The following is an 18,148-nucleotide window of genomic DNA, read 5'->3' as shown; positions in this document are numbered from 1 at the left end:
CACCCCGGCAAAGCAGCTGCTTTGCCGGGGTGCCGTACTTTTATAGTATCCCGCCAAAAGAAAAAGTCCGCTGTTCAAAACAGCGGACTTTTTGGTGGGGTGCCCAGTGGGACTCGAACCCACGGTCTCCAGATCCACAATCTGGCGCGTTAACCGACTACGCTATGGGCACCACATAGATGCGCCCGAAGGGACTCGAACCCCCGGCCCACTGCTTAGAAGGCAGTTGCTCTATCCACCTGAGCTACGGGCGCACGTTGTTATCCCAATGGGTTCCTTTATGGCGGCAGCTCTGTGTCGGCACAGGCTGCGAGAGAAATAATACCATACCCATCGCATTCTGTCAAGGAAAATCTGAAAAAAGTTTCAACTTTTTTGCGCTGCGGGCAAAAATGGCTGTTCCAGCGTGTAGGAACGGCCTTACAACAGCCACATTCCGGCACAGCCCAGCGCAAAGCCCAGTGCAAAGCCGCACACCACGTCTCGCACATGATGCACCCCGGTGAGCACCCGCAGGCAGCAGATGAGCAGGGCAATGCCCACCATCACGCAGCCCGCAGCGGGGTAGAAATACAGCCACACCGCCGCCAGCACGGCGGCGCTCAGCGCGTGGCGGGAGGGCATGGAGTGCCCCCGGCTCTCCTTTGCCACCAGCGGGGTAAAGCCGGGCTGCTCGTAGGGGCGGGGAAAGTGCAGCCGACTGCGCAGCAGCGTGCCGCCCCAGAACACCAGCCCCGGCACAAAGACGGAACGGGCGATGAGCACCATAAAGTCCAGCGCGGCCTGCTTCTGGGTGAGGAACAGCCGCGAGAGCCGGACGTTCAGCAGGCACAGCAGCACCGGATAGCACACAAAGGGCACCAGCGGCAGCCACCGGTCCAGAAAAACGACCAGCCGTTTTACAGCCGGGTGGTCGCTGAACCAGTGATAGGTGGGCTTATACTGTTCTGCGGTCAAAGCAGGTTACCTCCTGTCGGGTCGGACATCAGAAGCAGGTGTCCAGATAGTTTTCCACATCAAAGGGCTCCGGGGTGGAATCCTTGCGCAGGTACAGCGGGTGGTGCGGGTGCCCCTTTTTGCTGCGCTTGCCAAAGGTGACCCACGGGATCTCCCGCTCCCGCGTCAGGGCTACCATCTCCCGCATCAGGCCGGGCAGGTAGTCCCGCTTTTCGATCAGGGTGCCCCATGCCGCCCACATGGTAGGCTCGGTCTGCGCCAGCACGGCCTGCAGCCAGCGCAGGTTTTCATCGCACAGGGCGCGGTCGGGGATTTTGTCCATATCGTTGGGGTCGGTGGCACGCTGGGGGTAGACATTGAACATGATCCAGCTGTCAAAGCCATTGGCAGCAGCCAGACGCTCCACGCTTTTTAAGGTGGGGTCCAGCGCGCCGGGCTGGGCGGTGCTGGGGTTGATGCCGATGCACACCAGCGGGTGCTTGCCCACCCGCCCCAGAACATAACGGTAGCTTTGGTAGGTGTGGGGCTCGTAATACCAGACGCCGCCGGCGTATTCGCCCGCCTTGAGCACGGGCAGAGAAACGGTCTGCATGATAGTAAACTCCTGTCGGTTTTGAATAGCATTCTTATCGTACCTGAATCTACCGGGAAAATCAACAGTTTTAGCCCCAAAATACTGCCTTATTTCTGTTTTTGTGGTATACTGGGGGTGTTCCGGTGCGGCAGGGGGACTGCGGCACCGCGCTTCGCTTACAGAAAAAAGGAGTTCTTATGCTGGAAGATTATAAAAGTGCACTGCGCGCAGGGCAGCGCGCCTATCGTGCCCGCATATCCCGCGGCCAGTCGCCCTATCTGGCTGTTCTGGACGATGTGCTCAAGGGTGTGGATATCGTAGCGCAGGAGCCGCTGGGGCTGGTGGAGATCCCGTCGGACAGCCTTGTGGGCACCAAGACCAGCGGACGACACACCGCCTTTTCGTATGACTTTATGCCTCTGCTGGAGCCGGATACCGAGTTTGCCGCCAAGTGGTCGAACCTGTGCGACGCGCATCTGGAAGAGGGCATCCATACCCCCATCATCGCCTTTGAGTACATGAACCGGTTCTATGTGCAGGAGGGCAACAAGCGGGTCTCGGTGCTCAAGTATTACGGCGCCGTCAAGATCCCGGGCACGGTCACCCGGCTCATCCCCGCCCGCACCGAGGATCTGGAAAATAAGATCTACTACGAGTTTCTGGATTTCTATAAGCTGTCCAAGGTGAACTATGTGCATTTCTCCAAGCTGGGCGGCTACAGCAAGCTGCAGACGTTGGTGTGCAAGGCCAGCGGCGAGGCATGGTCGGAGGACGACCGGCTGAACTTTGCCTCCTTCTACACCATGTTCCACCAGCAGTTCGAAGCCTTAGGCGGCAGATCCCTGGGGCTGACCACCGGTGATGCGCTGCTGGTGTACCTGTCGGTGTACCGCTATTCCGACACCTACGACGCCACCCCTGCACAGGTGCGGCAGAATCTCGAAAAATTGTGGAACGAGGTGAAGGTGCTCACCGAGCCCCACGGCGTGGAGCTTTCGCTGGACCCGCCCAAGAGCCCCGCAGAGCCGCTTTTGTCCAAGCTGAATATCTTCAGCCCCAGCAAGCAGCCCAGTGAGCTGCGGGTGGCATTTATCCACGAGTACAACGCCAAGATCAGCGCGTGGGTGCGCGCGCATGACGAGGGGCGCGACGCGCTGGCCAAGGTCTTCCCGGACAAGGTGTATATCAGCTGCTACGAGGATGTGAACCCGGAGGTGGACGCGGAGCAGGTGCTGGAGGAAGTAGCCCACAACAATGCGGACGTGGTGTTCGCCACCAGCGTGCGGATGTACAACGCCTGCCTGAAGGTGGCGGCGCAGCACCCCAAGACCCGCATCCTGAACTGCTCGCTGAACGCGCCGCACCCGCTGGTGCGCACCTACTACCCCCGCACCTATGAAGTGACCTATCTGCTGGGCATGCTGGCCGGTATCATGACCAAAACCGGGCACATCGGCTATGTGGCGGCAAACCCCGTGTACGGCGTGCCCGCGGCGATCAACGCTTTTGCACAGGGACTGAAGAGTGTACGCCCGGCGGGCCGCATCTGGCTGCGCTGGGCCTGCCTGAACGATGCAGCCCACCCGCTGGATTTTGCCGACTGCCCGGAGATCGACATGGTCTACGCCCGGGACAGCCGGGAGCCTGCCAACACTCACCGGGACTACGGTCTGTGCCGCAAGCTGCCGGACGGCAGCCTGCAGCCGCTGGGTCTGCCAATCTGGCGGTGGGATACCTTCTATGTGGAGATCGTGCGCTCTATCTTTGACGGCAGCTGGGACAACGCAGCCACCACCCGTGCGGTGAACTACTGGTGGGGGCTGCGCAGCGGCGCAGAGGATCTGGAGTATCAGGAAGCGCTGCCCAGCGGTACGCGGCAGCTGCTGGATCTGCTGGAAACACTGCAGGGCTCGGACAATGTGCACATCTTCCCGGAAAAGCTGTATGATAACGAGGACAACCTGCACTCCCCGGAGAATAGAGTTTACAGCCCCAAAGAACTGATGGAGATGGATTGGCTGGATGCCTGTGTACACGGCAAGCTGCCCCATTACGATGAACTGGACGTCAAGACCCGTACCGTGCTGGCGATCAACGGACTGGACAACGTAAAGGGTCTGGAGAAATGAGCCGGCCTGACCGGAAAAGAATGGAGCATACGAACGTGAAAATTCTTGCCATCTCAGATGTCCCGTCCAAGGCGCTGTGGGACTATGACACCCGTGCCCGGCTGGAAGGCATCGACCTGATCCTCTCCTGCGGGGATCTGCCTAAAAAATATCTGGAATATCTCACAAACTTTACCGCTGCGCCCATCCTGTATGTGCACGGCAACCACGACGGCAGCTACCAGACCCAGGGCGAGCCCGGCGGCTGCATCTGCGTGGACGATCAGGTGTACACATGGAAGGGTCTGCGCATCATGGGGCTGGGGGGCTGTCAGCGCTATAATAAAGAGGATACCTACCAGTACACCGAGAAGGCCATGCGCCGCCGTGTGCACAAGCTGGAGCATCAGGCGCACAAAAGGGGCGGCATCGACCTGCTGCTGACCCACGCCCCGGCCAAAGGGCTGAACGATGGGGACGACTGTGCCCACAGGGGCTTTGAGTGCTTCAACGAGATTTTGGACGAGTACCAGCCTAAATGGTTCATCCACGGGCACGTACACCTGAATTACGATGCAAAGCTGCCCCGGGTATGCACCCGCGGCAACACCACCGTTATCAACGCCACCGAGCGCTATGTGTTCGAGATCCCGGACCCAGACCCGGCCGAAGAGCGTAAGACCCTTTGGCGGATGCTGGGGTTCTGAGCCGCTGCCTATGCAAAAAAAGACACCGCACAGCTGTGCGGTGTCTTTTTTTGTTGATGGAACATTATTGTGGGAATGGCGGGCGCGGCAGCAGTGCGGTGCTGCCTGCGGCTCTGTGAAAAAATTACAGATCCAGTTTGCCGGAGAACTTGTTGATGACGTAGTAAGCTGCGCCCTCTTCGGGCTTGACGTATACCTTGCAGGACTGCACACCGACCTTGTGGGTGGTGCGGTAGTCTGCCTTGGCGCGGTCGATGATGTCGGTGATGTTGTACTGCTCACCGCCCATCTCTACATACAGCTCAGGTGCCAGCGGCGGACGGCCGCGGCGGGCGGGAGCCTTGGTGGATTTGCGGGTCTTGCCCTCGGCAGCCAGAGCTTCGGCTGCGGGAGCAGAAACTTTCTTTTCAGGCATGATGCATAACCTTCCTTCTGTATTTGATCTGGTGCAGCGGGGCTGCACCAGCGGGCTCCAATGATCTATCGTAAGGCAGAAGCAGTGCAAAAAGCACAGACCCGGCTGCCCCATACGAACCGGTACGAAACTATTTGCGTAAAGAAGTTGAACCTATAATTATATAATATGTTTTTGAAATTCATTTGTAAAGCCTTTTTTGCAAAAAACATTGTAAAATCGGTAAGAAACGGCAGAATAAATGGCCGAAGCGGTATTTCAATGCTTTTTTCCCGGGTATAGTACGACCTTTCGGCAAAACAGGCAGCCATTTCGGGAAAGCCGGGCGACCCTGCGGGCACAAATACGGCGGGCAAAAACGATCTTCTATGGTGGCAGAATAAGGTGGAATGGAACTGTCGGCATACGCAGGGGCACAGCAAATAAAAAGCAGAAGCTGCCGCACAAAAAAAGAACCGCCCCATTTCCTGAGCGGTATACCTGATCTGTACCCCTAATACTGGGTGTCCAGTATTAGGGGTACAGATCACTGGTGAGCGATCTTGTTGGTGCGGTTATAGAAAGCATCGTCATCCACGCTTTCGTTGATGCGCACGCCCCACAGGATGATGCTGGGATGATTGCGGTTCTGCAAGATCATCTCTTGTAACATTGCACAGGCAGCGTCTTTCCATGCAGCATAACCTCAAAGCTGTGAGCCTTTTTATTTGACGCGTCCCTTTCTCTGTTGTCACTCTGCCTGTATCTCCTCCACCAGCGGCAGATAGTCGGCGCAATGTTTCCGGTATAGCGGCTGCACCAGCTGCCGGAAGTTCTGCATTTCTTCTTCGGGCAGCGGCAGTTCCCGGCACCCGCCAGCCAATGCCGCTTTGCGGGCAGCTGTTTCCTCCTGTGCCCAGAGCTGGCGCTCATACTGCGCCGATGCCCGGGCGCATGCCTGCAGGATCTGCCGGTATTCCTCCGGCAGTGCATCCCATGTGCGGCCGGAAGCCAGCTGCACTTCCGGTACGCGGCTATGCTCATCGGCCATATAGTACCGTGCCACCTTGTAGTGCTCCATGGAATAGTAGGCCGGCCAGTTGTTTTCGGCGGCATCGATCTGCCCGGTCTCAAGCGCCGAGTATACGTCGCTGTACGCCGTGGTCTCCGGCACTGCACCCAGCAGACGGATCATGTCGATCACGATCTGCGAATCCTGCACGCGGATGGTCTTGCCCTGCAGATCGTTCAGGCTGCGCACCGGCTGACGGGCATAAAACGAGCGGGCACCCGCGTCGTACCAGCTCAGCCCTACCCGTCCCTGTGCGGTAAAGTCCTGCAAAAACTCTGCCCCGATGCTGCCATCCAGCACGCGCCATATATGGTCGGCATCCCGGTAGAGATACGGCAGCAGCAGCACGTTGAGCCGGGGCAGATCGTCCGTGGCCACCGAGAGCGACACACGGGCAAAATCTACGCCGCCAATGGCAAGCTGCTCCCACACCTGCTGTTCTGTGCCATACTCGCCGTTCGCCTTGACCTGAATGACCACCTTGCCCCCGGTCTGCTGCTGCACAAGGTCTGCAAAATACTGCGCGCCCTGCGTAGTGGGGTACCCGGCGGGCTGGTTGTCGGCATAGGTCAGCACATAGTCCGGTGTGGTCTGCGGCTTTGCGCCACAGCCTGCCAGCTGCAAAGCCGCAAAGCCCAGCCCGGCTAAAAAAGTCCGTCTGCGCATGGTGTCTCCCTCCCTTTGCAGATAGTATAGCGCACAAGACTGCCTTTGTGCAAGAGATAGGAAAAGGCGGTGCCCGCTGCAAAGCGGGTACCGCCTTTTTAGGAGAAGAAGGGAATGTCTCAGTTACATCAGGCCCATTGCCTGCGGCAGTGCGGTAGACACTGCCGGGATAAAGGTGACCAGCAGCAGGCCGCCGATGATGGCCACATAGTACATAAGCATGTACGGCATGACCTTGGAAAGCGAGGTGCGGCCCACCTTGATGCCCACGAACAGTGCGTTGCCCACAGGCGGGGTGATGTTGCCGATGCAAAGGTTATACACGAGGATCAGACCGAACTGGATGGTGCTCATGCCAAAGCTCTGGCAGATGGGCAGGAACAGCGGGGTGAAAATGAGGATGGCCGGGGTCACATCCATAAAGGTGCCGGACACCAGCAGGATCACGTTCATGATGAGCAGGATGATGTACTTGTTGCTGGTCAGGCTCAGCAGAGCTGCCGCAACCGCATCCGGGATCTGCAAAAAGGCCATGACCCAGCCCAGAATGTTGGAAACACCCACAAGGAACACCACCATGCCGGACATCTTGGCAGAGTCCACGATGATCTTCCACAGGCTCTTCAGGTTGATGGAGCGGTAGCAGAAGGCAAGCACCAGTGCATAGACAACGGCAATGGCAGAGCCTTCGGTGGCAGAGAACACACCGCCGATGATGCCGCCGATGACCACGATGATCAGGGACAGGGAAGGCAGGGCACGCAGGGTGCAGACGCCGAGGTTTTTCCAGTCAAATTTGCCGGGGGTGCCTTTATAGCCCAGCTTGATCGCCAGCAGCACGCCCACCACGCAGCAGCACAGTGCCCAGATGATGCCGGGGATGTAACCGGCCATGAACAGCGCAGCCACAGAGGTGCCGCCGGACGCCAGCGAGTAGGTGATCAAGGCGTTGGACGGCGGGATCAGCAAACCGGAGCAGGAGGAAGCGGCATTGGTGGCAGCGGTCACGGCGGGGTCGTAGCCCTGCTCGTCGGCACCGTCGCGGATCATGGAGCCAACAGCAGCAGCCGCAGCGGAAGCAGAGCCGGAGATGGCGCCGAACAGGGCGTTGGTGCCGATGTTGGTCACCAGCAGTGCGCCGGGCATCTTGCCCAGAATGGCCATGACGAAATCCACCAGACGCTTGGCGATGCCGCCCTGATTCATGATGTTGCCGGCCAGAATAAAGAACGGGATGGCGGTCAGGCTGAACTTGCTCATGCCCACAAAGGTGCGCTGGGCAGCGGTCAGCACGGCCACGTTCAGGTCGATGGAAGAAAGGATGGCAGTCAGAGAAGAGACTGCAATGGCGTACGAGATGGGCACGCCGAGGAACAGCAGCACCAGCAGCACTGCCAGAATTACGAGTAATGCTTGAATTGCCACAGCTTAGTCCTCCTTATTTTCCTTGTCGGCATCGGTAGCCATTTCGGCTTCCACCTTTGCAAAGTCCGCATCCTCCGGGGTGTCCAGACAGATGGAGCCGTTGGCGATGCCGATAATGTTCAGCACGGAATACACCAGAATGATCACGCCGCAGATGGGCATGACCCAGTAGAACACGCCCACGGCTACGCCCAGCGAGGAGGTCTGCTGTCCCATAGCCAGCTGGGACACCTGAAAACCGCCGAACACCAGAATGGTCGCGGAGAAGAGGAAGGCGATGACCTCAGCAAAGATGTGGAACGCCTTGCGCATGGTGGGGTTGAACCGGTCCACCAGCACGGGAATGTTCATGTGGCCGCGCTCGCCGGAAACGATGGTGGCACCCAGCATGGTGCTCCAGCCGAACAGATAACCCACCAGTTCCTCCGACCATGTGGAGGGAGAGTTGAAGATATAACGTACGATGACCTGATAGGTGGTCAGCACCACCATGACCGTCATGCTCAGACCTGCCAGCAGGTTGAGCACCTTGTTCAGGGTATTTCTCAGTTTTTCCATGATGCTCCTCCTCAGTCCGCAGTGTGGGCAGCGTTGTGCTGCTGGATCAGGTCATAAATGGGCTGCAAGTCCGGGTTTGCTGCCAGCACGGAATCGTGCAGGGGAGCCATAGCCTCCTGAAACGGTGCAGTGTCCGGGTAAATAAAGTTGACATGCTGCTCATTCTCGGCCTTATCTTTCGCCTCAGCCACAGCATCCTCCCAAGCATCCTGCTCGGTGCGCTTCACGATCTGGAAACCTTCTTCAAAGATCGCGCGCTCCTCATCGCTGAGCTCGTTCAGGAAAGCGTAGTTTGCCACCAGCAGATCCGGCACCATCTGGTGCATATCGTAGGAGTAATACTTGCAGATATCACCGTGACCGTTATCGGTCAGAGCCAGCTCGTTGTTCTCGGCACCATCCAGAATACCGGCTTGCAGTGCGGTGTACACATCGCCGAAGCCCATGGGGGTCGCCGTGCCGCCCAGCAGACGCATCATTTCCACGTTGGTGGGCGACTGCTGCACGCGGATCTTCAGACCCTTCAGGTCGGAGGGCTGGTTGATGGGGGTCTTGATGGTGTAGAAGTTGCGGGTGCCGGCATCCAGCCATGCCACCGTTTCCAGACCGGCCTTGGAAGTGGTCTTGAAAATGGGGTCTGTTACCTTGGGGTCGTCCATGGCCTCGTGGTAGGCTTCCACGCTGGAGAACAGGTAAGGCAGATTGAAGATCTGGTATTTGGCGCTGAAGGTCTCCATGATGGCATTGGACGCCACCACAAAGTCGATGGCACCGGTCTGGGTCAGCTGCACCATTTCGGTCTGGGAGCCCAGCAGCTCGCTGGGGTACACCTCCACACGGTACTTGTCGCCCAGCTTCTCGTTGATGTAGTTGGCGAAGGCTTCCAGTCCCAGATGATCCGGGTGGGTCTGAGACTGCACATGGCCGATGCGCACGATCTTGCGGTCGTCACCGGAGCCGGCGCCGCAGCCGGTAAGCATCATGCTGCTGGTCAGTGCCGCCGCGCCCATCAGCGACAGAAACGTTCTTCTCTTCATGAATGGCATCCTCTCTTTTCGCGTTTTTCTATGATTTTATTTTAACAACTCGTTCATTTTTGCGAAACCAGATTATTTTGCGAAACGCAGCACGATTTTGTCTTTGTTGTATCCAAGTACAATTTTTGTGTTTTACGGACGAAAGAAACTGGCAAAAATAAAAAAGCACCCGTTCCTCTCCTGCTGACAGACAGGAAAGAACAAGTGCTTCTTTTGTATCCGATTTATCCCTGTACCGCTTTTTCTGCTGCGGTTACGCGGTATTCCGAAGGGGTCTGGCCGGTCAGGCGCTTGAACACCCTTGTAAAATAGTTGGCGTCGCTGTAACCCACAGCAGCGCCGATGTCCTTCAGGCTCAGGCGCGGGTCCAAAATCAGCTGGCGCGCCTTGTTCACCCGGTATTCGTTCAGGTAGGCCGAAAAGTTCACCTTAAAACATTGTTTGAACAGCTTACAGAAATAGGCGTCCGAGTAGCGCAGCGCGGCGGCGGCATCCTGCATGGAGATATCCTCCCCATAGTGGGCGTCGATAAAGCGGCTGATCTCGGCCCGGATGATGGCGGTGCGCATATCCTCGTCCTCTTCCCGGCGGAGGGGCTCTGCAGGCGCAGGGGGCTGTGCCGGGCGGGCAGGCAGCGGCACCGACACCTGCCGGATGGCATCCTCCACCGCGAATACCAGTTCCTGCTCGTTGTAAGGCTTGAGCAGATAGTCCATCGCCCGTACAGAGATCGCCTGCCGTGCATAGTCAAACTTATCAAAGCCGGTCAGGAACAGGATGGCGCAATTTTTGTCCGTTTCGCGGATGCTGCGTGCAACTTCCAGCCCGGTGAGACCCGGCATTTCAATGTCCAGCACAGCCACCTGCGGCGCTTCGCGGGCAAAAATTTCCAGAGCCTCTCTGCCGTTTTTGGCTTCATACAGGCTTATCAGGTCTCCCAGATACTTCTGCAAAGTCCGGCACAGCACCTTGCGCTCGATCAATTCATCCTCTGCCACCAGCAATTTGCACTTCACGAGAGCGTCTCCTCCTTTTCTTCCGGCTGCTGCGTCTGCGGGAGCTCAAACCGCACCACAGTACCGTGACCTGCGCGGCTGTATATCTGCATTTTACCGCCCGGATACAGCATCCCGATGCGGCGGGAAATATTGCCAAGGCCAATGCTGCGGCCAGTCTGTTCGCTCTGCACAATTTTAGTTTGCACAGCGTCCAGTTCCTCTGCGGTCATCCCCTTGCCGTTGTCCGCGACCGTGAGCACCAGCACCTTGCCCTGCATCCATGCCCGCAGCAGAATGCGCCCGCCTTCCTCGCGGGATTTGAGCCCATGCGAGTAAGCGTTTTCCACCACCGGCTGCAGCATAAAGGACGGCACCAAAACCGCCGCAGGCTGCACCTGAATGCTTTTTTCAACGGTAATGCGTCCATCGAACCGCATCTGCTGCAAATAAATGTAATCCTCCAGCCCGTCCAGTTCCTCCTCCAGCGTGATCTGCTGGCGCTTGGTGCGCAGATTGTGCCGGAACAAACTGCCCAGATGCACGATCATCTGGTCGGTGGTGGCAGCATCCTCCAGCCGCGCCATGCAGGAGATCATGTTCAGGGTGTTGAACAGAAAATGCGGATTCACCTGACTTTTAAGCACCTCCAGCCGGGTGTGCTCCAGATCTTTTTCCAGTGCAAGGTTCCGCACCTCTTCCCGGTGCAAAGCCTGCTGGGTGGTCAGCTGCTGCGCCATGGCGTGCTTCATCTGGTTAAAGGTTCCCGTCAGCCGCCCCACCTCGTCGCTGCTTTTCACCGGTAGGTCCGGGCTGGAAAAATCGCCCTCGGCAATGCTGCGGGAGGCCTGTGCCAGCCGCAGCAGCGGACGCACCACCGCACGGCTCAGCACCCGGATGAGCAGCAGCACCAGTACAGCCGCCGTCAGGAACAGCCCCAGATACAGCCACGGCAGATGCCGGATGTGAGCCGCCGTGCTGCTGTAAAGGGCGTTTTCCTGTTCCAGCGTGGCCTGTGTCAGACGTAGCGCATACGCGGCAAGGTAGTCCTGCAGCGCCATCACATGGTACATCTGTTCAATATAGGTATCTGCCGAGGGCGAAAGCTGCAAAAAAGCATCCCGCTCCTGCCGGTAACCCGCGTACCCCTGCAAAAGATTCCATGTGCGGGCATAGCGCTCCTCGCCGATGCGGGCATAATCGAAGGGCAGGGCCGCAAGGCTCTGCTCGGAAGCGGTGCAGGCGGCGGTATAGGCCTGTTCCGTTTCAGAAGTAGGCTGACGCACATAGCGTGCAAAGGCCTGTGTTTCGTCCTTGAGGGCGTTTTGCACCGTGTAGCAGACGGCGTTGTCGGCCAGCAGCGTATCAAAGGAGCGTACCGTCCACTGACCTGCCATGGTAGCAATGCCAGTGGAAAGCATGGTGACCAGCAAAATCGCGGCAAGCCATGCCGTGACCTTGTGGCGCAGGGAGATGCCGCCCTGTGCGGTTTTGTTCCGTGCCATACGCTTTCCCTCCTGTCCTTGCAGCACCCGGCCTTTTTTATAAGTATAATAGTCTCCCGGGGAAAGTGCAACTGCAAAAAAGCACCGGTCTTCGTAAGGGAGCCGGTGCTTGAAGGCAATGTGCCAGGCTGTCAGTGGGTCAACAGCTCAAAATGATTCCGCTTGGTGACCAGCAGCCCTTCCTTTTGCAGCTTGGAAAGTTCTGCCGACATGGCGGCGCGTTCCACGCAGAGAAAATCCGCCAGCTGCTGACGGTCAAAAGGAATGTCAAAGGAGAGGGACGCCTGCCGGATGGACTCGGCGGACAGGTAGGACAGCAGCTTTTCCCGGGTGGTTCGCTTGCTGACATGGGTGATCTTATCGTTAAAGAGCAGTATTTTGTTTGCCAGAACACTGACCAGATTGCGGATGAGTTTCTGGTGATGGTCGCAGGCGGTGGGGCAGGAGGTGAGCAGCCGCTTGACGTTCAGCAGCAGGATCTCGCAATCCTCCTCTGCCACCACACTGATGTTCAGGATGGCACCGGGGGTGGCGGCGTAAGGCTCGCCGAAAAAGTCTCCGGTATTGCACTTGGACAGGATATTGCGGTGTCCCCAAAGATCCTCCTGAATCACAAGGGTGGAGCCGGACAACATAAGCCCCATGACCTCCGTGGAATCTCCGGCACGGAAAATGTAGGAGCCCCGGGGCCGGGTGATTGTCGCTGCACTGACACAGTGCAGGATGGACAAAATCTCATCGTCGGTAAGCCCGGTAAAAAAGGGGCAGTTCCGCAGAACAGGCAGATATTTTTGCATAAATGCTCTCCTTGTTGGAATTCAAACATACAAGTTGCCTTTAGTATACTATAATAGGGGTGCAAATGCAAAAAAACACCCACAACAGGAGAGTATAGATATGATTCGGAAGATCATCCATATTGACGAAGAAAAATGCAACGGCTGCGGCTTGTGCGCAACCGCCTGCCATGAAGGTGCCATTGACATCATCAACGGCAAGGCAAAACTGGTGCGGGAGAATTTCTGCGATGGCTTTGGCGACTGTCTGCCGGGCTGCCCTACCGGTGCCATCACCTTTGAAGAGCGGGAAGCCCCCGCCTACGACGAGGCGGCGGTGCAGGAAAACAAAAAGAAAAAGAAATTGCAGGAAAAGATGAAGCACCTCCACGAGGGCGGCTGCCCCGGCTCCCGGATGCGGATGCTGGAACAGACGGAGGCCGCAGAAAGCGCAGCTGCTGCCCCTGTGCAGCCGGTCTCCCGCCTGCGCAACTGGCCGGTGCAGATTAAGCTGGCACCCATCCATGCGCCCTACTTTGCAGGCGCAAAGCTTCTGATCGCAGCGGACTGCACGGCATACGCCTACGCCAATTTCCATCAGGAGTTTATGCGCGGCAAAGTGACCCTCGTCGGCTGCCCGAAGCTGGATGCTGTGGATTACAGCGAAAAACTTACCGAGATCCTGCGCAGCAACGACATCCAGAGCGTGACCATCCTCCGCATGGAGGTGCCCTGCTGCGGCGGCTTGGAGATGGCCGCAAAAAAGGCACTGCAGACCAGCGGAAAGTTCATTCCGTGGCAGGTGGTCACCATCTCCATTGACGGAAAAATTCTGGATTAAAAGTACAGGGCAAACGATATGTACCCAGTTTTCTGGACACTGGATCAAAATTGAATAATTAAGAATCCATCATGGATGCTTCTCTGAATTTAGAGGGGAGGCATCCATTTTGTTTTCGCTTGGATTCTGCTGTTATTGTAATAGTCAATATACTCGGCAATCGCCTTGGAGAAGGCTTGAAAGGAGGAATGTGGACGAAAAAAGCCATGAGCCGGAACAGGACGAGGAAGAACAGGAGGATGCACCTCGCCGCCCCTCGGTGCTGGCGGCGTTGGAGAAAAAAACGGACAAAACGGAGCCGGTGAGGCCCTTCCGCAGTTATTACGACAAGGATGGTGATGCCCGGTGAGCGACCACCGCGACCAGCAGCTCCATTTCCGGGTCAGCAAGCCGGAGTTGGAACGGATTCGGAACAAGATGGAAGCCAGCGGCATTCTGAGCATTGGTTCCTATCTGCGTAAAATGGCGCTGGACGGATATTGTCTGCATCTGGATCTGCCGCAGCTGCGCCGTATGGTGTATCTTTTGCAGATGTGCAGTAACAATCTGAACCAGTACGCCAAAGTAGCCAATGAAAATGGCCGGGTCTATGCTGCCGATATGGAGGACTTGCGCGTCCGGCTCTGCAGCGTAATCGATAACATTCTGGCTGAAAAGCCCAAGGACTACGAGGGTTTTCTGCAACGACTGGAGCAGCAGGGTTACGAAGTCAAACGCGGAAAGTACACCTCTGTCAAGGGCGCACGGCAGAAACGATTTATCCGGTTCCGCACTCTGGGAGCAGGGTACAGCGAGGAAGAACTGAAAGCTGTCCTTGCAGGAGAAGCGGAGCATCGGCCACGGCAAAAGTGCCCGGCACCGGAGCAGAAATTTCAGATGCTGGTGGACATTCAGGCAAAACTTGCCGAGGGAAAAGGCGCGGGCTTTGCCCGCTGGGCAAAGCAGCACAACTTAAAAGAGATGTCCCGGACGCTGGTTTTCCTGCAGGAAAACAAAATCGGCGGCATCGAGGAAATGCAGGAGCGTGTGGACGCTGCCACTGCACGCTATCATGAACTGGGCGATTCCATTAAAGCATCAGAGATGCGGCTGGCAGAAATCGCAGTGCTGAAAGCGCACATCATCAACTACGCCAAGACGCGACCGGCCTATGACGCCTACCGCAAGACCGGATACAGCAAGCGCTTTCTGGAAACGCACCGCACAGAGATCACGCTGCACAAAGCGGCGAAAGCAGCGTTTGATGAAGCCAATTTGAAAACGCTCCCCAAGGCCAAAGAGTTGGATGCAGAATATTTCAAGCTGCTGACAGAAAAGAAAGCACGCTACCCGGACTACCGCAAAGCGAAAGAAGAAATGCAGGAGCTTCTTCGAGCGCAGAAAAATATTGAACTTTTCTTCGATGAGGAAAAGAATCCAAAGCAAACCGAACATTCCAGATAAACAATACGACCCTGAGAACTTTGCCGCTTATCCGGCAGGGTTCTCAGGGCCTTTTTTGCTTATTGCTCAGTCTGTACTCAGAACAGCATTTCCGGTGCTTTCAAGTTGTTTAGCGATCATGCTTTCCAGTTCCTGCGTGATCGTTGCACAATTTGCAACACGGTAATTCCAGAAATAAGAAACACCTTCGCACTCTTCCACGGACAAATCGCTGTTGACCAAAAGCAAGCTTTCTGGTGTCACGTTCAGCTTTTCGCACAGAGAAGCATATTTTCCATAATCAATGCTTCGGCTGGATGACTTGGCTTCTACCCAGAAAAATTTCCCATTGATGGAGAACACGACATCCAGCTCATGCGTGCTCCCTGCGGATGCCATTTCTGAAAGGACCACATTGGAGCAAACCGAAACTTCTGCGCCATGCTCCTCCTGATAGCGGTTCAGGATCTGCTGAACCTGATGCTCTACAAAAAGCTCCAGCCACTTTCCGCTCAAAAAATGCCGGACGGTTTCGTTTTGCGCAAGTTCATAGACGATATTCTGCGGATAGATCACAATGGCTGCAAAAAGTCCCATTTTGTCCCACGTCTGAGCAATCTCTGAAAGTGTGGCAAACGATTTTTTGGACGCACCCTTTGGGATACGGAACGAAAAAGAGCCGTCGCTCTGCATATGTGTTCGGATAAACTGCAAGAAATCCACCACCACCGGGTCGCAAAGAGCCTCGCCTGTTTTCCATGCCATCCGCTGAACAGCAATCGGTGGGAGTTTTTCCGGCACGACCTGCTGAACGATTTTATACCCACAGCGTTCCAGATGCTCCAATGCGGTCAACGGCTTCTGGATTTTTGCTTTGACTTCGGGCTTTTCTGCTCCGGATGTATTCTCGGGCAGATAGTTGAACTTCCATCCGTATTCCCAAGCGGGCGAACGGGTCAGTACTCCGACTGCATGAAATCCGCTGTCATGCTCCTCCATCGGAAAAGTGATCTTGTTCTTATGAACATTGATTTGGAGCGTTTTGTTTTTTAGTGCTTTCTGATAAGCGTCAAGAAAAAATTCCTTTCCCTTATACGCCAGCTCACTGGAATTATTTGCGGAAAGACCAGCATTTTTTGCCAAAGAGAGGAGCAGACAGGTCGCTTTGGGCAGCTCAAGGATATGTTCCATCTGCGCGCCGTCCGGAATATTTGCATTATCGGACTGCGACGATTCGTCTGCCGGAATCTCCTTTGCCGGTGCGGAAACCTCGGGCGTCTTTTTTGAAGCAGTCTCAGATTTTCCAGACTTGGGCAAGGGCTTTGGCTCCGTGTAAACTTCCGCAATGAAGGATTCATAGGAACCGATGCACGGAAGTTTTCCAGCCGCTGCAAGTCCTACATAGATTGCAGCCGCCCGCGAGGAATCGCCATAATACTTTTTAGAATCCGCTGCGGCAGCAATATCAGAAAAGGCATTATATCTGCTCAGCTGCGCAGCCTTTTCCGGGAACTGCTTCAACGCACGGCAGTAGAGCCACTCAAAAAATGAATCCGGGTGCGGCTCTATCGGATACTCACTTCCTTCCAGAGAGTAGCGTAGCAACTTTCCATTGGTTCGCAGCCGAGTGTCCTTATGGACTTTGGATGGCGCACAGGTCAGAAGGTCAGCGAATGGACCACCATGTTCAAATACCTTGGCAGCTTCAAAAACCGTGCTGATGGGCACATCCTGCGCAACAGAATCCAGATGCAGCAGAAGCCGCAGAGAAGAAACAGCCTCACCCTCCGGCTGAGCGGATGCAGAGCTGATTTCCAGAATGGAAACATCCGGGTCTGTTGTATGGACGGCATCATGGACGGCACGGATATTCTGCCGCTTGCTACCGTTTATCCATGTGAACGTCACCGGCTGTTCTTTGCAATAGGGGTAGCCGGATATGGGAAAACAAATGGTTCGTGTAGCCATGAGCACCTCCAACTTTTTAGGACGAACAGGTTTATGTAATCAAGTATAGCACAATTCCGGATGCGCTGCATAGCACTATTTTCTGCTTCCGGGAATCTATCTGTGCAAAAAGTGCCGATACCACAGGCATCGGCACTCAGATCAAAAAAGCATTTTGCAAAAATGCGCAGCCTGCATCCACCGGATGCAGAACACAAGGGGTTTGGGCACAGCCCAACAAGCATTTTGAATTTGGATTTTGAAAAATCCGATTCAAAAATCGCAAGTTGGTACCAAGTTGCACTGCTTGCGACGTAGATGTTTCCGTCAACTGCTGCGTTAGAATTTTTTAAATCACTTCAACTTTGCGAGGATATCGTCTGCGCTCACGCCGCTTGCCAGCAGCTTTTTCAGCACGTCCTCTGCTTCGGCTTTCTTTGCGGATTCCGCTGCTTTGGTTTCAGCTTTGACCTTTTTAGCTTCGATTCTGGCGATTTCCTTGTCGATAGATTTCAGCTCTGCCTTCTTGGTTTTCAGGTCAGCTTTCAGCGCATCGATATTCGCAGTGATGGATGCGATTTCAGCGGCAGCGGCTTCCTTTGCGGACTGCTTTTCAGCGATCTGTGCAGCAAAGTCAACGGTTGCTTTTACGGTCTTGGTCTTGTTCTTGCTTCCTTTGGGACGGGGCATAGGGGACACCTCCAATGTTTTTTGATGGCTTCAGTATAACACTCGTTTTTTATGTTCGCAAGAGGTGCAGTTTGTAGAATAAAAATATTTTTCGATTGAAACAATAAATCGATTTTGGAATATGCACCGGGACGGGTCGCCAACTTGTTGGGACATATCCCCCATTGGTCGCAGAGCTGTTCAAAGCATTTGGCAACGGCATCTTTTACAGTCATGACGAAGTTCATCTCAATATGATGCTACAGAGGTTCGTGCGCTATGCATACGCATCTGCGTATGCTGCAAAAGTATTTTATGATACAGAGAATGTGCAGCCGCGTAATGGCAAAGAATATATTTAATAAAAAAAGTATCCTCCATAGTGATAATGGAGGATACCGATCTTTCGACATCGTTGTTTGAATTCTTCTCTTATTTTATCATGGTTATATCTGGGAATCAATAGAAATCCTTACAAATGCATCCCACCTGACC

The 18,148-nt window shown here is 55.6% G+C and carries 18 protein-coding genes, 2 tRNA genes and 1 pseudogene; 5 read left to right on the top strand and 16 right to left on the bottom strand.

Annotation, left to right across the window (positions count from 1 at the left end; translation table 11 throughout):
- Positions 1-95: 95 nt before the first annotated feature.
- From WMO44_RS09280 to WMO44_RS09265, 4 genes are all read right to left on the bottom strand, one after another.
- A tRNA-His gene (locus WMO44_RS09280) sits at positions 96-172 on the bottom strand.
- A gap of 8 nt (positions 173-180) precedes the next feature.
- Positions 181-254: transfer RNA gene (locus WMO44_RS09275), tRNA-Arg, on the bottom strand.
- A gap of 166 nt (positions 255-420) precedes the next feature.
- Positions 421-957 carry a phosphatase PAP2 family protein gene (locus WMO44_RS09270; RefSeq protein ID WP_349152399.1) on the bottom strand — a complete coding sequence of 179 codons (537 nt, stop codon included), beginning with the start codon at positions 955-957 and terminating at the stop codon, positions 421-423.
- Between the two features lie 28 nt (positions 958-985).
- Positions 986-1,549, bottom strand: a complete 564-nt coding sequence (locus WMO44_RS09265; RefSeq protein WP_349152398.1) for a DUF1643 domain-containing protein — start codon at positions 1,547-1,549, stop codon at positions 986-988.
- A 179-nt stretch (positions 1,550-1,728) separates the two neighbouring features.
- Between WMO44_RS09265 and WMO44_RS09260 the strand changes: the two genes are divergently transcribed.
- Together WMO44_RS09260 and WMO44_RS09255 are read left to right on the top strand one after the other, a co-directional pair.
- Positions 1,729-3,660, top strand: coding sequence for a BMP family ABC transporter substrate-binding protein (locus tag WMO44_RS09260; RefSeq protein ID WP_349152397.1), 1,932 nt, complete (start codon positions 1,729-1,731; stop codon positions 3,658-3,660).
- Positions 3,661-3,695: 35 nt separating this feature from the next.
- Positions 3,696-4,346 carry a metallophosphoesterase family protein gene (locus WMO44_RS09255; RefSeq protein WP_181967338.1) on the top strand — a complete coding sequence of 217 codons (651 nt, stop codon included), beginning with the start codon at positions 3,696-3,698 and terminating at the stop codon, positions 4,344-4,346.
- Positions 4,347-4,470: 124 nt separating this feature from the next.
- Here WMO44_RS09255 and WMO44_RS09250 read toward each other — a convergent pair whose 3' ends face one another.
- The 9 genes and pseudogenes from WMO44_RS09250 to WMO44_RS09210 form a co-directional block, all read right to left on the bottom strand.
- Positions 4,471-4,761, bottom strand: a complete 291-nt coding sequence (locus WMO44_RS09250; protein ID WP_097778574.1) for a DUF6465 family protein — start codon at positions 4,759-4,761, stop codon at positions 4,471-4,473.
- A gap of 526 nt (positions 4,762-5,287) precedes the next feature.
- Positions 5,288-5,425 (bottom strand): annotated as a pseudogene (locus WMO44_RS09245) (glycoside hydrolase family 2 TIM barrel-domain containing protein); the annotation flags it as partial.
- Positions 5,426-5,491: 66 nt separating this feature from the next.
- Positions 5,492-6,478, bottom strand: a complete 987-nt coding sequence (locus tag WMO44_RS09240; protein WP_349152396.1) for a TRAP transporter substrate-binding protein — start codon at positions 6,476-6,478, stop codon at positions 5,492-5,494.
- A gap of 123 nt (positions 6,479-6,601) precedes the next feature.
- Entirely contained in the window at positions 6,602-7,903 is a 1,302-nt protein-coding gene (locus WMO44_RS09235) for a TRAP transporter large permease (RefSeq protein ID WP_097778576.1), read from the bottom strand.
- Positions 7,904-7,906: 3 nt separating this feature from the next.
- Positions 7,907-8,461 carry a TRAP transporter small permease gene (locus tag WMO44_RS09230; protein WP_317421423.1) on the bottom strand — a complete coding sequence of 185 codons (555 nt, stop codon included), beginning with the start codon at positions 8,459-8,461 and terminating at the stop codon, positions 7,907-7,909.
- An 11-nt stretch (positions 8,462-8,472) separates the two neighbouring features.
- A complete protein-coding gene (locus WMO44_RS09225) occupies positions 8,473-9,507 on the bottom strand; it encodes a TRAP transporter substrate-binding protein (protein WP_349152395.1) in 1,035 nt (344 codons plus the stop codon).
- Between the two features lie 215 nt (positions 9,508-9,722).
- Positions 9,723-10,514: a response regulator transcription factor gene (locus tag WMO44_RS09220; protein ID WP_349152394.1), complete on the bottom strand. Its 792-nt coding sequence runs from the start codon at positions 10,512-10,514 to the stop codon at positions 9,723-9,725.
- Complete coding sequence (locus tag WMO44_RS09215; RefSeq protein ID WP_349152393.1) at positions 10,511-11,998, bottom strand: sensor histidine kinase; 1,488 nt, start codon at positions 11,996-11,998, stop codon at positions 10,511-10,513. Before WMO44_RS09215 ends, WMO44_RS09220 begins: the two co-directional genes overlap by 4 nt.
- A gap of 131 nt (positions 11,999-12,129) precedes the next feature.
- Positions 12,130-12,795 carry a Crp/Fnr family transcriptional regulator gene (locus tag WMO44_RS09210; RefSeq protein WP_055185621.1) on the bottom strand — a complete coding sequence of 222 codons (666 nt, stop codon included), beginning with the start codon at positions 12,793-12,795 and terminating at the stop codon, positions 12,130-12,132.
- 100 nt (positions 12,796-12,895) lie between these two features.
- Here WMO44_RS09210 and WMO44_RS09205 point away from each other — a divergent pair, with 100 nt between their 5' ends.
- The gene (locus tag WMO44_RS09205; RefSeq protein ID WP_349152392.1) at positions 12,896-13,615 is read left to right on the top strand and encodes an ATP-binding protein; all 720 of its coding nucleotides are present in this window, start codon (positions 12,896-12,898) and stop codon (positions 13,613-13,615) included.
- 89 nt (positions 13,616-13,704) lie between these two features.
- On the opposite strand, the gene WMO44_RS15120 is transcribed toward WMO44_RS09205, so the two are convergent.
- A complete protein-coding gene (locus WMO44_RS15120) occupies positions 13,705-13,860 on the bottom strand; it encodes an IS3 family transposase (protein ID WP_353963854.1) in 156 nt (51 codons plus the stop codon).
- Here WMO44_RS15120 and WMO44_RS09200 point away from each other — a divergent pair.
- Positions 13,806-13,964 (top strand): hypothetical protein, encoded by a 159-nt coding sequence (locus WMO44_RS09200; RefSeq protein ID WP_349152391.1) that lies wholly within the window; start codon positions 13,806-13,808, stop codon positions 13,962-13,964. The genes WMO44_RS15120 and WMO44_RS09200 overlap by 55 nt on opposite strands.
- Entirely contained in the window at positions 13,961-15,058 is a 1,098-nt protein-coding gene (locus tag WMO44_RS09195) for a plasmid mobilization protein (protein ID WP_349152390.1), read from the top strand. Before WMO44_RS09200 ends, WMO44_RS09195 begins: the two co-directional genes overlap by 4 nt.
- A gap of 66 nt (positions 15,059-15,124) precedes the next feature.
- Here WMO44_RS09195 and WMO44_RS09190 read toward each other — a convergent pair whose 3' ends face one another.
- On the bottom strand, positions 15,125-17,005 hold the full coding sequence (locus WMO44_RS09190) for a DarT1-associated NADAR antitoxin family protein (protein ID WP_349152389.1): 1,881 nt from the start codon (positions 17,003-17,005) through the stop codon (positions 15,125-15,127).
- Between the two features lie 333 nt (positions 17,006-17,338).
- Positions 17,339-17,674, bottom strand: coding sequence for a hypothetical protein (locus WMO44_RS09185; RefSeq protein WP_055185624.1), 336 nt, complete (start codon positions 17,672-17,674; stop codon positions 17,339-17,341).
- Positions 17,675-18,148: the final 474 nt, after the last annotated feature.

This window comes from Faecalibacterium tardum (assembly GCF_040096515.1).
GTDB classification, from domain to species: Bacteria; Bacillota; Clostridia; order Oscillospirales; family Ruminococcaceae; genus Faecalibacterium; species Faecalibacterium tardum.
This window is presented reverse-complemented; position numbering and strand designations above follow the sequence as displayed.